Source organism: Rhodococcus sp. H-CA8f (assembly GCF_002501585.1).
Classification (GTDB): Bacteria; Actinomycetota; Actinomycetes; order Mycobacteriales; family Mycobacteriaceae; genus Rhodococcus_F; species Rhodococcus_F erythropolis.
The window spans coordinates 1,119,606-1,133,582 of the sequence record NZ_CP023720.1 but is presented as its reverse complement, the minus strand read 5'-3'; the positions used below and the strand labels follow the sequence as shown (position 1 = coordinate 1,133,582).

General features: G+C 58.9%; 9 protein-coding genes. 6 read left to right on the top strand and 3 right to left on the bottom strand.

Annotated elements, in window-relative coordinates; genetic code table 11:
* Positions 1 to 434: 434 nt before the first annotated feature.
* Positions 435 to 2,417 carry an AAA family ATPase gene (locus CPI83_RS05425; protein WP_097386911.1) on the bottom strand — a complete coding sequence of 661 codons (1,983 nt, stop codon included), beginning with the start codon at positions 2,415 to 2,417 and terminating at the stop codon, positions 435 to 437.
* Positions 2,418 to 2,949: 532 nt separating this feature from the next.
* Positions 2,950 to 3,582 (bottom strand): hypothetical protein, encoded by a 633-nt coding sequence (locus CPI83_RS05420; RefSeq protein ID WP_097386910.1) that lies wholly within the window; start codon positions 3,580 to 3,582, stop codon positions 2,950 to 2,952.
* 290 nt (positions 3,583 to 3,872) lie between these two features.
* Here CPI83_RS05420 and CPI83_RS05415 point away from each other — a divergent pair, with 290 nt between their 5' ends.
* Entirely contained in the window at positions 3,873 to 4,709 is an 837-nt protein-coding gene (locus CPI83_RS05415) for a hypothetical protein (RefSeq protein WP_097386909.1), read from the top strand.
* Positions 4,710 to 6,026: 1,317 nt separating this feature from the next.
* On the opposite strand, the gene CPI83_RS05410 is transcribed toward CPI83_RS05415, so the two are convergent.
* On the bottom strand, positions 6,027 to 6,656 hold the full coding sequence (locus CPI83_RS05410; protein WP_097386908.1) for a TetR/AcrR family transcriptional regulator: 630 nt from the start codon (positions 6,654 to 6,656) through the stop codon (positions 6,027 to 6,029).
* Between the two features lie 97 nt (positions 6,657 to 6,753).
* Between CPI83_RS05410 and CPI83_RS05405 the strand changes: the two genes are divergently transcribed.
* The 5 genes from CPI83_RS05405 to CPI83_RS05385 all read left to right on the top strand — a co-directional run bounded on the left by CPI83_RS05405 (position 6,754) and on the right by CPI83_RS05385 (position 13,976).
* The gene (locus CPI83_RS05405) at positions 6,754 to 7,668 is read left to right on the top strand and encodes an SDR family NAD(P)-dependent oxidoreductase (protein ID WP_019745228.1); all 915 of its coding nucleotides are present in this window, start codon (positions 6,754 to 6,756) and stop codon (positions 7,666 to 7,668) included.
* Between the two features lie 49 nt (positions 7,669 to 7,717).
* A complete protein-coding gene (locus tag CPI83_RS05400; protein WP_097388127.1) occupies positions 7,718 to 9,319 on the top strand; it encodes a helix-turn-helix domain-containing protein in 1,602 nt (533 codons plus the stop codon).
* Between the two features lie 144 nt (positions 9,320 to 9,463).
* Positions 9,464 to 11,068: an ABC transporter substrate-binding protein gene (locus CPI83_RS05395; RefSeq protein WP_020970729.1), complete on the top strand. Its 1,605-nt coding sequence runs from the start codon at positions 9,464 to 9,466 to the stop codon at positions 11,066 to 11,068.
* A gap of 227 nt (positions 11,069 to 11,295) precedes the next feature.
* The gene (locus CPI83_RS05390) at positions 11,296 to 12,897 is read left to right on the top strand and encodes an ABC transporter substrate-binding protein (RefSeq protein WP_019745231.1); all 1,602 of its coding nucleotides are present in this window, start codon (positions 11,296 to 11,298) and stop codon (positions 12,895 to 12,897) included.
* A 65-nt stretch (positions 12,898 to 12,962) separates the two neighbouring features.
* The gene (locus tag CPI83_RS05385) at positions 12,963 to 13,976 is read left to right on the top strand and encodes an ABC transporter permease (protein WP_019745232.1); all 1,014 of its coding nucleotides are present in this window, start codon (positions 12,963 to 12,965) and stop codon (positions 13,974 to 13,976) included.
* The last annotated feature ends 1 nt before the right edge of the window (position 13,977 follow it).

Here is a 13,977-nt window from a genome sequence, read left to right as displayed (position 1 = left end):
GATTAACCGGGGCCATGATCTTCGCCACGGTATACATCCCCCAGCACGGTAGGGAGTTCCGACGACTATTGCCGCCGATTTGGCATGCACGAAGCGAAAGCTTTCCTGTGTTTGTGTGTCCAAATGTGGCGGGCTGCACGACTCTGGGAAGGCCGTCGTATGTGAAGGAGATCAACTGTCGGTTGTGAATCGCTGATTCGAAGTCCATGAAATTCTCCTCGGTAAGGTTTCTCAATATATCTTGCCATGACCATGTCTCGGACAGTTAATCACGCCGATAAACGCACTACCAAAGAAACAGGAGTATCCCAGAATCTCCAGCTGCGATTCATTACTCGGCTACGATGTGCTGTGCACGCATTCACCCAGACAGGATGCCGCCGCACCGAACCGGATATGACACGTTCGGAAACGAATCAAGCACGAGCCATTCACTACTCTCCGAAAGACCGAATTGATTTAACGAAATCCCGAATAGATTCAGGCATGCCATCCAATTCAACCCCGATAGCCGCCGCCCGATAATGTGCCATCTTTTTAGTGCGAAGTTGGCCACCAGCCTTGCTGATTTGGTCCACAAAATCAGACCAATTTTCTAGCTCTGTTTCTATATCATCGTTCCATATAGTAAAGAAATCAGTGGAAGTAGAAACGCATTCAAATTTAAGACCTAGTTCCGTTGCACCCTTCATCCAGCTTATTGCGTCTTCGGTCTGCAATTTATGGGACTTGCGTGCCTCTAATTGTCCCTCCGACCCAGGGATATGTTTAGCCGATCGCAGAGAATTCCGGGCATCACCGTCAACTACAACATAAGTAGGGACACCGAGAGAATTCAATATTGCATAAGACATCTTCAGGTTCCCTTTTCCGCCAACATGAACGATCGATACACCTGCAGCATCCAAAGGGAAGCCTAGCCGGTCACACAGAACTTCCAATATAGCCTTGTCAGTATCGCCCTCGACAAGAACAACGCGATCAGAAAAGAAACCCTCAGAAAACCCCGTTGGAACCTGCTTCATTACTGTAGCCAGCACGGTTTCCACATCCTTGTCAACTTCGTCAGCGATAGATTGAACCGTCGCCTGAGATACATTGGTTGTCGCACCGTCAAGTGAAATACGTCGGAGCGAAGAAAACTGTTCAGGTCGAACAAAATACGGACTATGCGTAGCCACTATAACCTGTACATTCGGATCGTTGGACAGTTCCGTGAGTACTCGCGCAAACGCACGAGCGCGCACGGGGTGCTGATAGATTTCAGGCTCCTCGATGCAGACAAGTAAAGAAGGCAGGCCGGCCAACTCCTCCTTCAACCGATTCTGCGCGTCTACCTCGCTCTCTTCGTCGAGTACCATATGGGAAGCGGATGCATCAGATACATCGGGAACAAGTGCCTGCAACATAGACATCATTACAGCTCGTTGAGTGCCATGGCCCTGCCGAGCCACGTCGTTGGCCACGCCATTTACGATAACATCCGTTCTTATCGTAGCGTCAGATTTCGGCACCCACTCGGGGATCGTCGGAGTAAACCGAACTTCCGTTCCTGGTATAAGTTGTTGCAGTCGGGCATTTACCGCCGTTGCACGACCTGCAGTTGATTTATCAATTCCTATTCGAACAGATTCATGCAGTTCAGCCAATTCTTGGACGTACTTGATCCTCCATGCAGCGTGAATCTTCTCGCCTGCAGCACTCATGAGAGCACCGACCAGCTCATTCAGAGCTGTCTTTTTTCCGAACGCACCGACTTCGCCTGCCATGTCCAGAGAAGCTGGTACGAGAATAGCTCGGCTGCATTGACTTATAACTGAAGTTCCGTTCACGCCAAACAAATGGGAGGCGTCACTGTCGGAAACTTCTTCAAGCTTACCGAAATTGGAATCGTCTATTTCCCATACGCGAAGTGCAGTTTCGCAACTTTCCTTACTTGGCGTCGGCCCCAGATCAGGAAGTTCATTGAAACTTTCACGAAGTTTTGCATAAGCTGGACGGAACTCACCTACTTTCTTACTGTCCCGCACTGCAGAGAATCCGGGCCCTTGCAGTGCATTACCAATGATCTTTTCTCTGCTATTCGAAGCCATCCATGTACGCCGAAAAACAGCTTCACTTCCCATGCCATACTTACCGAGACGTTCCTTGTCTACCGGCGATAAACAATTGAATGTTACAGCAACTGAGATGAACCTATCGTCATCATCTTGAGCACGCTCGGCGGCACCTAATCCAGACGATCTATGCACATCGTCGACGGTCAATCCACCGCCCTTGAAAAACCAGTCGAGGGCGTACAGTACGGATGATTTACCGGCGCCATTGGGACCAATAAGGGCAGTGTAGTCGTCGACGCAAATGTCTATATCCTTCAGGCTTCGAAAATTCTTAACCACAACTCTTGCGACACGCATCCGACACCCCTATAAGTTATTTCAATGTTGGACGAAATTTACCACGAAACATCGAAGATCATTTATCGCAATGGCGATCTCAAGCTACTGCGCATCACGTTTCCACGGTTCGTGCTCCTATTTCGACCGATGACACCCGAGAGACTCCACTGCCTCCGCGCCGGGATTCCGTCAGAAATCCTTGAACTGGGAACGATCAGTCCACGCGACTGCCGGGTCACATTCCACCTCGGTTCAACCGATCGGGCCATTGAATCGCCCGGCGTGCTGCGGGCCGATCGGATTACCGTTGGCATCCAGGCTAAGACGGAATCTCGGAAGTGGAATCTCGTTGCCTCTGGCCCGAGCACGAGCGGTCGCAACGATACGAGCGGTTTCGGCGCCCGGTATCGACGATCTCGCGCCGCACCTCGCGAAGGAAACATGGCCGACGAGGACGAAGCCTCTACTCAGCTGTGGCTAAAAATTGGCTTGGCACCAGCAATCCCGACCGCACAACGAGCTGGCTACCGCTCCATTTTGCTCCGGGCATTCATCGAGGGCGCACTGCATGTCGATAGTTACTCTCCAAGGCCGCGATCGCTCTGTTCACGTAAGTCACCTGATTGAGCTTCAAACGCGAAGGAGGGGACTCACGCTCGATCCGCATCGCAGCTGCCAGAACGATTTTGGGAGTGATTGTAAGGTTCCACATGTAATCCCGAAATGACGGCACCGCGAGGCGTTGCAGGTGCTTCGGACAGCCAAGTTCAGCGAAGAGTCTCCTGCTCCCTTGGACCGCCGCCAGTCGGGGTTGAGTTGTGAGGAGGAGCAAGGTCCCTACCACGATGACCGCCAGTGTGGCGATCAGGCCCGGCGACCAGATAACCAGCGCTGCCCCCCACAAAATCGGAACCGCTACGCCCACGCCGCCGATCACACACTTGTCTCGGCCGCTGTATCTGATCGTATGAACGGCTGCAAGACGGTTTGCAAGAGCATCGGCATGGCCGGCCAAAACCATTTTCGCGCCCGGCGCAGTCGCCTTTTCTGCGGCGGCGGACATCGACAGCATCCGATGACGCAACAGTGGGGCGGCATCAAAAGTATCGAACAGGAGCTTCGGAAGACTCAGCAACGCAAACGCGGCAGCGATCAAGATTCCTGCAGTTTGATACCAAGGCACTGTGCGATCCTATAATCCGAGAGACCTAAGGGGTTCACGACGGGACCGTTATATACCCAGGTTCATAGCCAGGCCGGGTCGCAGGGCTCGCCGTTCATGTTGCGGACGTCGCTACCTCACTCAGCTTGACGAATTGGTGACCGACGGGTCGGAAATCTGCGGAAGCGTCGGAAGCAGGGGGTAGTCGCGCATCCGCTCCGCCCGGCGACGGCGGAGCAAAAGCCAGGGCGGGCAATCGCCACCTGCGCACAAACCGATCGCTTTTGCCTCACGAGCTTTACACTCTGCCCATGAACAATGAGATCCGGCGGGCTATGGAACAGTATGCGAACGCGCGCCCTCAAATCGAACAGTTCATGAATCAGTACGACAACGAAATCGGCAAACATCTCGACCAGATTCGCAAGAACATCTCCGAAGTTCTCGCACCCGCTATGCCCGGCCTCACTCAGATCGCGGAGATGGCCACCGCAATGGTCCGGGATGCCCGGCCGCCGAACTGGTCGGAGGACGTAGGTCTCGACTTGGCAAAGCTGAAGCAGGTCACCGAAGTAGAAGGGATCCCCCTCGTCTACGTCCCAAGGGCCGAAATAGTAGTCGCATTACTCGGCGCGGCTGACTTCGAGGGTCGTCTGAGCATTCTCGACGACCGTTACGAGGACATCTGTAGCGACTGCCGCACGGCCCTGAAAAACCCCGTCGACAGCCAGGTCGCCGACCGAGCCCAATTGGTGTTGAATGCGATCGACGCGTTTGAAGACGGGCACTACGAGGCAGCCCAGGCGCTGGCGGTCGTGGTCACAGACAGCTATCTAAAAACCCACGTATCAGGGCGGTATAAAGAGATGCGCGAGAGTTTGGCGCTCGACGAGTCCGACGAGGCTTCACTCTGGCCTTTGCTGAGGTTCTTCATGCCAATGGCGGCAGTAGTTCCGTTTCTGGTTCAGTGGGACCCGTCCGACCCAAATCCAGCACCGACGTCGCTGTCTCGACACGTGACAATTCACGACGCCAGCACCGCCCAGCTCAACCGAATAAATGCGACTTTGGCAATTATGCTTGCCGCCAGCATCACTTGCGCCCTCGACGCTGCTCTGCACCGGTACGGACGAACCACCGGAATCTGAAAGACCTCTACGCCGCCCGCATCGACGCTGGACCTGACGCTTCCCAATACCCCACTCGCCTTAGCCAGTGGGGTAACGGCTCCATGGCTGCGCTGCCAGCTCGGCATCACGATAGGCAACGGAATAGCTGTAGCCGAGCATCTCTGCCATGCCGCTCCACATCACCGTCTACTCGCGCGAAACTGACGAATCCACCACGCACACCATCCATGCATCGACCGAGGCATTGCTGTCCGCACCGACGCCGTCACGGATGCGCGCACTCGCCAGAAAGGCAACAGCAGCGACTCGAGGAACAACACACCACCCATGCGGGCAACAAGGGCATGCCGTCACTACGCCGATCCCCTTCGTTGCCGCGAGCGAGTCGGCCTATCCAGCCCCATACAGGTACCATGGACGGCTAGCAAACTGGGACCAGGCGGCTCCGGGGATCAGTTTGCGACGAAAATCCCAAGTCACCTGGCGCGCGCACCAACAAGTTTCGGCCATCGTCACCAACGAACGTTTCCTGTGCCACATACGTTCCCACGGATGGCTCAGCTTCTACTTCAGCGGAGTCAGTGAGTTCTACCCGCATCCGCATGGCTGGACCGTGAAGCTCGTCTTCGAAAATTCTGTCCCACTACAGCTATCGGGGCCATTCACACCCGCACTATTCCTGTGGTCCGCTATCGGCATCCTCGGCCCTCGACAGGCTGACGATCCGCGCTTCGCCCCACAGCTCACCACGATGTCCCGACTGCCACGTACAGGCGACGAATGAAGGTCAACTCGCGACGTGCGGACGACAGAACAACACAAAGATGTCGCGCACTCGATGAACAGCAGTGGACCTCCGAAGGGACGGCGCGGGGGTCGTCAAGTGCGTGCGGTTCTTGTACGGGCGGGCGTCAGTCGTGTTCTGGCGTTCGAAAGCAGGAGCGGTATGAGGTCTGTCGACATGTCGGTGCTCGGCGGTGAAGATCCAGACATCGACTGGGTGGAACCATAGAATCGGCGTCGATGTGTGGTGTTTTGGATATGAGAGTGTCTGGATAATGCCGATAGGACTCGTTTGGGGCGCTCGGCGTCTGCGTCAAATATCACGTGCAAGCACTGATCCGGGTGTGCTGTTGCAACTCGATTGCAGAGCGCAGTTGACGTCCTCTTCGGGGAAGTAAGGTAGTTGCCCGAATGTCGACCCTGTCGCGATTGGAATCGGCGGCAAAAATCGTGGCCCAGTGCCGGAGATAGCGCCGATACTGGTCGACACACACCGCGAACCGGATCGTCGTTGTCTCGTCAGGTCACCCGCACGGTGAATGCAGCTTTCAGTCAGCTCGCGGCGCGCAATCCGCCGACCAAGAGTTCGACGATCTCGTCCGCCAAAGACTCCGTCTCCACCAACGTCTGCCCTTCACGCCTTCGGTACCAGAGGTCGATGCCGTTGAGACTGCTGAGGAGTACTTTTGCCGCCATTCGCGGTGAGCGCACACGAATGGAACCATCCGCGACACCTTCGGTCATCACGTCGACGAACAGATTCTCGTAGTCGAGTCGCAGCGAATTCAGTTCCACGAGGACTTGCTGTTGCCTCGGCTTGAGCGCGGAGTTCATCTGACCCCGGACCCCCTGGTGGATCGTGTGGTGATACCCGAGATGTGTCATGAGGTTGACCAGGTGGGCGTGCGACATCGCTTCGAGACGCGTGAGGCCGCTGTCTGCTCCGTCCATCCGAGCCTGGACCTCGGCGCGAAGCATGCTCATCCCGCGCTCGTAGATTGCCAGGTAAATGTCGAACTTCGAGCGAAAGTGATAGTAGACAAGACCTTTGGTGGCACCGATCCGATCGGCCAGTAAATCTACAGTCGTGGCCGCGTAACCGTCTTCGGCGAAGGCGTCAGCGGCGCTGGCGATGATCGCGGATCGCACGTCCGGCACATCACTACTCGTCTGACTACTCACGACTTCGATTCCTCCTCACTCAACGGTCGGACCTTGACTGATTCCGTACTTTCGCATAGTAATACTGAGTAGTATCCCAGATCAGAGAGGTTTTCCAATGTCGTTGGATTTTTCCGGCAAGGTAGCGATCATCACGGGCGCAGGCGGCGGACTCGGCCGTTCACACGCATTGGCCCTCGCCGCACGCGGCGCACGCGTCGTCGTCAACGACATGGGTGGCTCGGTCAACGGCAGTGGCGGCGCTGATACCGCAGCAGCCAAAGTAGTGGCGGAAATCGTCGAGCTGGGCGGCGAGGCCATCGCGGACCACTGCGACATCACCGACGTCGACGCCGTTGCCGCCATGGTCGCGACGGCCGTGGACAAGTGGGGCCGCGTGGACATCCTGATCAACAACGCCGGAATCCTGCGCGACAAGTCGTTCATCAAGGCCGAGCTCGACGACTTCCGCAAAGTCATCGACGTGCATCTGATGGGTTCCGTCATCTGTTCCAAGGCAGTCTGGCCGCACATGGTCGAACAGAACTACGGACGCATCCTCATGACTACGTCGGCATCGGGAATTTACGGCAACTTCGGCCAGGCGAACTACGGCGCCGCGAAGTCCGGCGTCGTCGGCCTCATGAACGTTCTCGCCATCGAGGGCGAACGCAAGGGCATCCGCGTCAACTCGCTGGCCCCGACCGCCGCGACCCGCATGACCGAAGACCTCCTCGACGAGAAGACTCTCGCTCTGCTTGCACCCGAATCGATTTCACCCGGCGCACTGTTCATGGTCTCCGATGACGCACCGACGAAGACCATCCTCAGCGCCGGCGCCGGCGTCTTCGCGATCGCTCGCATGGAAGAGTCGCAGGGCGTGTACATCCCCGAAGGCGCACTCTCCCCTGAGGTCGTCGCCGAACGGTGGTCCGAGATCAGTGACATGACCAATTCCGTCCAGGTGCCCGCGGCGTTCGATCAGACCCGCCGGTTCGTCGAGAAAGCTGTAGCCGAGCAGCCTGCCAACTGAGCAGGGCAACCAGCCAACTGATCGATCCTGCTCCCCCTAAGGTGTGGTGGTGACCACACCAACGGGAGTTTCGATCGTCGACATCGTCGACAGACTGGGAATGACGTTCCTCAGCGGAGGCGACACCGTCGACGACGCCCGCACTGTCAGCCGAGTGACCCTGCACGAAGGGTCCGGAGTCACGCAAGGCAGTGCGGGCGCCGTCGTGCTCGGCGCAGGACTGGCCGAGTCGGCCGACATTGCCACTGCAGTAAAAGAATACGGTTCGGCCGGAGCCGTCGCGCTGATCGTCAGGGAGCCATTGGCCGTCGACGAAAGCGTCGCACGGGCGGTCGCCGAAGCCGATATCGCACTACTGGGAATGGTCAAGGATGCAAGCTGGCTGCAAAGTGCGTCGTTGATCAACGAGATCCTCGAATCCGGCAACAACGGGGACCGCACGTCCGCCGCCGACGCCGACCTGTTCGATCTTGCCAACTCGATCGCTCAGGTATTGAACGGCCCGGTCACCATCGAGAATCAGTCGAGCCGGATCCTCGCGTTTTCGGCGGATCAAGCCTTCGGCGACGAGGCACGTAAGCAGAGCGTCCTCGGACATCAAGTGCCGCAGCACTATTCCGACCGGCTCAGGTCAATGGGGTACTTCAACAAGATCTACGGCTCTACCCTGCCGGTATTTCTACCGGGTATCGGGCCGGGCATCAGGCCCCGGGTCGGCATGCGAATACATGCGGCATCCCAGATCCTCGGTTCGATCTGGGTGATCTTGGACGAGGAGCCGAACGAATTGCAGGTCAAAACGCTCGTCGAGGCGGCGGGGGTAGCCGCGATGAGTTTGCTTCGCGCCAAGCTGGCCGCCGATTCCGCACGACGGCTGAGGTTGGGCGAGGTGATCACGCTACTGAGTGGCGGCACTTCGGCCAAGGAAGCGGCCGAGCGACTGGGCTACGGCCGCTCGAAAGCAAACGTACTTGCGGCCGGCTTCCGTAGCGGCGCCGGCGCATCGTTTGAGGCCGAAGCCGACGTCGATCAACTGGCCCTGACACTCAATACCTATCTCGACCAAGTATTTCCGTTGTCGGTGGCGGCAGCGATCGGCGGCACCGTCTACGCCGTCATCCCACACACCCGGCACCAGACCGACGACGACTACGTGCGTCGGATCGCGTCGGAGTTTGCAGACCGTTCCCGTTCGGAAAAGTCGGTGGTCATCGGAATCGGTGCGACAGTGGCCGACGTGATGACGCTGGAGAAGTCACGCGACGAAGCCGACCGAGCGCTTCGCGTTCTGAGGTCGACGTGGAATTCCTCGGGCCGGACCGTCGCGCGCGCCGACGACGTGCAGATCAATTCCCTACTTCTGCGCCTCTCCGACGCCCTGGCGGACGAGAACGAGACCGCGTCGGGTCCGCTCGCGGTACTGCGTGAGTACGACCGCACTCACGACATCAACCTCGTGGACACCCTTCGAGCCTGGCTCGACACGTTCGGCGACATTCCGGCGGCTGCGTCGTTGGTTCACATCCACGTCAACACGTTTCGATACCGCCTCAAGAAGCTTGCCGGGATTGCCGGAATCGATCTCGATGATCCGGAAACTCGATTCAGCCTGATGCTCCAGCTTCGTCTCTTCTATCCGACAGCGTTGTAGCGATCTACCAAGTCTCACGAAACATTCGTAAATCCGGACGATGTTCTCCTCCTTTTGTTGAGTGAGGATTCAAGCAATCGTTTTTTGCTCCTGACCCGACAGACCTCGCGTCACTCGGGCGGGACTACACCTTCCGGAGGCACCATGAAACAACGGTCCTACGCACTGCTGGCTGCGGCAACTGGCACCGTTCTTGCCCTGACCGCGTGCTCATCGGGTGGCTCGTCGGGTTCGGGTTCGGGTGGGGGTGAACCCGTCACGGACGGCACCTTCAAATTGGCTCTCGTGGCCGACCCCGGCGCTCTGAATCCGCTGATGACGGCCGCATCGCCGGCGCACCAGCTGGCGCGTCTGAGCTACGACTATCTGCTCCACCCGGATCCCGATACCGGTGTCACCAAGCCATGGCTCGCCGAGAAATGGGAAGAGACAACCACTTCCGCGTCCTTCACCATTCGCGACGGCGTCACCTGTACCGACGGATCCGCTCTGACTGCCCAGACTGTCGCCGACAACGTCAACTTCATCACCAATGCAGCAAACAAATCTGCTCTCCGCGGGGTGTACGCACCGGCAACTGCGAGCGCCACCGCCGACCCGGCGACACGGACAGTGACGGTCACGACTCCGGAGCCCTCTCCGTTCCTGCTTCTCAACCTGGCGCGAATACCGATCATGTGCGAGGCCGGGTTGAAGGATCCGACGGCGGCAAACAAGACGACCTTCGGGTCGGGCATGTTCCAGATGACAGAGGCAGTCGCCAACGATCATTACTCCTACGTTCGGCGCGACGGCTACAACTGGGGACCGGACGGCACCACCTCGGATACGGCCGGAGTACCCAAGAATGTCGTCGCGTCCATCATCACGAACAACAGCACAGCGGCCAACCAGGTGTTGTCCGGCGATCTGAATGCCGCAGCAGTTTCCGGCCCCGACCAGGATCGCATGAACGCCGCGAACCTGGACACCGTCAAGCAGCCTGCTCCGGCGGGCGAGATGTTCTTCAACCACAGTCCCGGTAATCCGACGAGCGATCCTGCCGTCCGCAAGGCTCTGGTCCAGGCTCTCAATCTCGACGACCTCGCCGAGATCTTCACGGCCGGTCGCGGAACCAGATCGACCACGATGGTGTCCATCGAACCGCGGGCCTGCATCTACGACTCTGTCGCCGGAAACCTGCCGGACTTCGATACCAGTGCAGCCGCAGCAACTCTCGAGTCTGCGGGCTGGAAGGTGGGCGCGGACGGTAAGCGCAGCAAGGACGGCACACCGCTCCGAATTCGGATGGTCTACGAGACGTTCGGTGACGCGACCGATGCTGCCGCCGACGTCGCGGTCAACGCGTGGAACGACCTGGGCGCCACCATTGAACTCACCAGTGGAGACTCGAACAAGATTCTCGATGTAGCACTCAGCGGCAAGGACAACACGGCGTGGGATGTTGTGTGGGAGCCGATCAACGTCGCGCTGCCCAGCATGCTGGTCCCCTTCCTCTCCGGTCCTGTGCCCGCTGCGGGAATGAATTTTGCGTCGATCTCCAACCCGGCCTACGACGCAGCCGTCACCAAGGCTTCCGGGCTGACGGGCGAGGACGCTTGTGCCGCTTGGGCAGACGCTGAGTCCGAGATCATCAAAGCAAACTCGGCGGTACCTTTTGCCGACAAGATCACGACTCTCTACTTCAACAATGCGGGTCTTGCATTCGGCCGCAATTTCATCGGTTCGGCCCTGCGCCTGTACCAGTAGACCGCCGGTAGCGACCGGGGAAATCGTCGTGTTTCGCCGGTCGCTGTCGGTATACGGACAGGTATTCACCGATCCAGGCGGTTTTCGTGGGAGCGGACGAAAATCGACCCGATTTTCGTGAGGATCGACAGAGATGCGCGTCACGTCATGCGCCAAGATTTAGCAGTCAACACTCAATCGCGCCCTCACGTTTTTCGCTCGGGCCCCAGCTCCATCCCGGAGGCACCATGAAACACCGCTCCTATCCAACACTTGCGGCAGCCGCAGGGCTCACGCTTGTGTTGTCTGCTTGTGGCTCGGGAGGCACGTCCTCGGGCGCCAGTGGCGGTGAACCGGCCACGGACGGGACCTTCCGTTTCGCCCTGCAGGCCGATCCGGGCGCACTCAACCCGATCATGTCGGCCTCTCAGGCAACCGCCGAGTTGTCTCGTTTGGCCTACGACTACCTGATCTACCAGGATCCCGATACCAGCGAAGTCGGACCGTGGTTGGCGGAGAAGTGGGAAGAGACCCCGACCTCGGCGTCCTTCACCATCCGTGACGGGGTGACCTGTACCGACGGATCGACGCTGACTTCCCAGACCGTCGCGGACAACATCAACTTCGTGGCCAATCCGGACAACGGTTCACAGTTGCGCGGGTCCTCCGTTCCGACCGGTGCCACAGCAACCGCCGATCCGGCAGCGCGCACCGTCACGGTGACCACTGCGGCGCCGAGCCCGTTCCTGCTTCTCAACGTCGGTCGACTGCCGATCCTGTGCGAGGCCGGGCTGAAAGATCCGACAGCATCGAACAAGAAGTCGCTCGGCACCGGCATGTTCGAAGTCACCGAAGTCGCCGCCAACGACCACTACACGTTCCAGCGACGTGATGGCTACAACTGGGGCCCCGACGGCACCGCTTCCGATACCCCCGGCGTCCCCAAGACGGTCATCGCCGCCATGGCACCGAACGTGAGCACCGCCGCAAATCAGCTTCTCTCGGGTGAACTCAATGCAGCTCCGATCGCCGGGCCGGACAAGGACCGAGTCGCGGCAGCCAATCTGGACTCGGTTGGCCGGCCGGTGCCCGCAGGCCAGATGTACTTCAACCAGATCGCCAGCAACCCCACCAGTGATCCGGCAGTGCGCAAGGCGCTGATCCAAGCGGTCAATCTCGACGACCTCACTCAGGTCATCACCGCCGGAAACGGGGTCCGGGCAACCAGTCTCGTCGCCGTCGAACCGCGCGCCTGTGTCTACGACTCTGTCGCAGGCAACATTCCGGACTTCGACCTCACAGCTGCAAAGGCAACACTGGACGGCGCTGGTTGGACTGCCGGCGCTGACGGCAAGCGAAGCAAGGATGGCAAGCCGCTCAATCTCCGCCTCGTGTACGACGGCACCGACGATCCGCGCAACGCGGCGGCAGAACTTGCTCAGTCGGCGTGGTCCGAACTCGGCGCAAACGTCGAGGTGACCGGTGGTGACTCGAACAAGATCATCGACGTCATTCTGAGCGGCAAGGACAACTCTGCCTGGGACATCGCCTGGGTCCAGATCAACTCCTCGCTGCCCAGCACGTTCACCGCGTACTTTGCCGGGCCGGTTCCCGCAGCAGGCAAGAATTTCGGATCGGTCAGCAACCCCGCCTACGAAGCAGCAGCCACCAAGGCTTCCGGTCTGACCGGTAGCGACGCTTGTGACGCTTGGGCCGACGCCGAGTCGGAGCTCACCAAGACGATCGCGGCCGTGCCCTTCGCAGATTCCGTCATGAACGTGTACTTCAACAAGGCCGGACTCTCATTCGGTAAGACGCTCACCGGTTCTGCGTTGCGTCTCTACCAGTAAGTCGTTTTCCCGCTCAGCATCTCTTCCCGCCCTGCATCTGTTCCCGCCCTCCGGAAAGACAGCCCATGAGTCAAACTATTGAAGCCGCGAAACCAGAAGCGGCGCCTCAGGCTCGAGCAAAGTGGCTCGAGTCCGACAGCTGGCCCGCATATCTTCTGCGTCGTTTCGGCACCTTCGTGATTTCACTCTGGGCGCTGGTGACTGCGGCGTTCCTGATGCTCCAACTGATTCCGGGCGACCCGGTTCGGTTGGCTCTGGGAATGAACGCACCGGTCGAACTGGTCGAGACAACGAGGTCTCAGCTCGGTTACGACCTTCCCTTGTGGCAGCAGTACTTCCGATTCGTCGGCGGGTTGCTGAGCGGGAATCCCGGTGACTCGATCACCTTGAGGACTCCGGTCTTCGAGGTGATCGCGTCCCGCCTCCCTGCAACACTCGAACTGGCTGTACTCACAGTCGTCACGGTGCTGCTACTGGGCATTCCGATCGGCCTCATCTTCGCTGCACTGACCCGCAACGGTCGACGACGCGGAGTCGAGATCGGTTACACCGCAACGTCAGGCACTATCGCCGTGATCCCCGAGTTCATGTTCGGTACGGCGCTGGTCTACCTCTTTGCCGTCACGTTCCCTGTTCTGCCCGTCGCCGGCCGAGGTGGACCGGAAAGCTACATCCTCCCGGTCGCGGCCATGTCGATCGGTGCCATCGCCTCGATGTCGCGCATCGTCCGTGCAGAGGCACTCGGCGTGTTGGACATGGACTACATCCGTACGGCGCGCGCCAAGCGAATGCCCGTGGCACGAATCTACTTCCGTCATGCAATGCCCAACCTCATGACGTCGACGCTGACGCTCGCCGGACTCCTCCTGGGTGGTCTGATTGCCGGCACCGTGCTCATCGAGAGCATCTTCGCCTGGCCCGGCATGGGCATGGCGCTGGTCAAGTCCATCACCGAGAAGGACTACCCGCTCGCCCAGACACTGGTCGTGATCTACGGCGCCATCGTCCTTCTCATCAATTTCATCGTCGACGTGGTGCTCGCTCTCATCGACCCACGATCCACAATTCGGGAGAACTGAG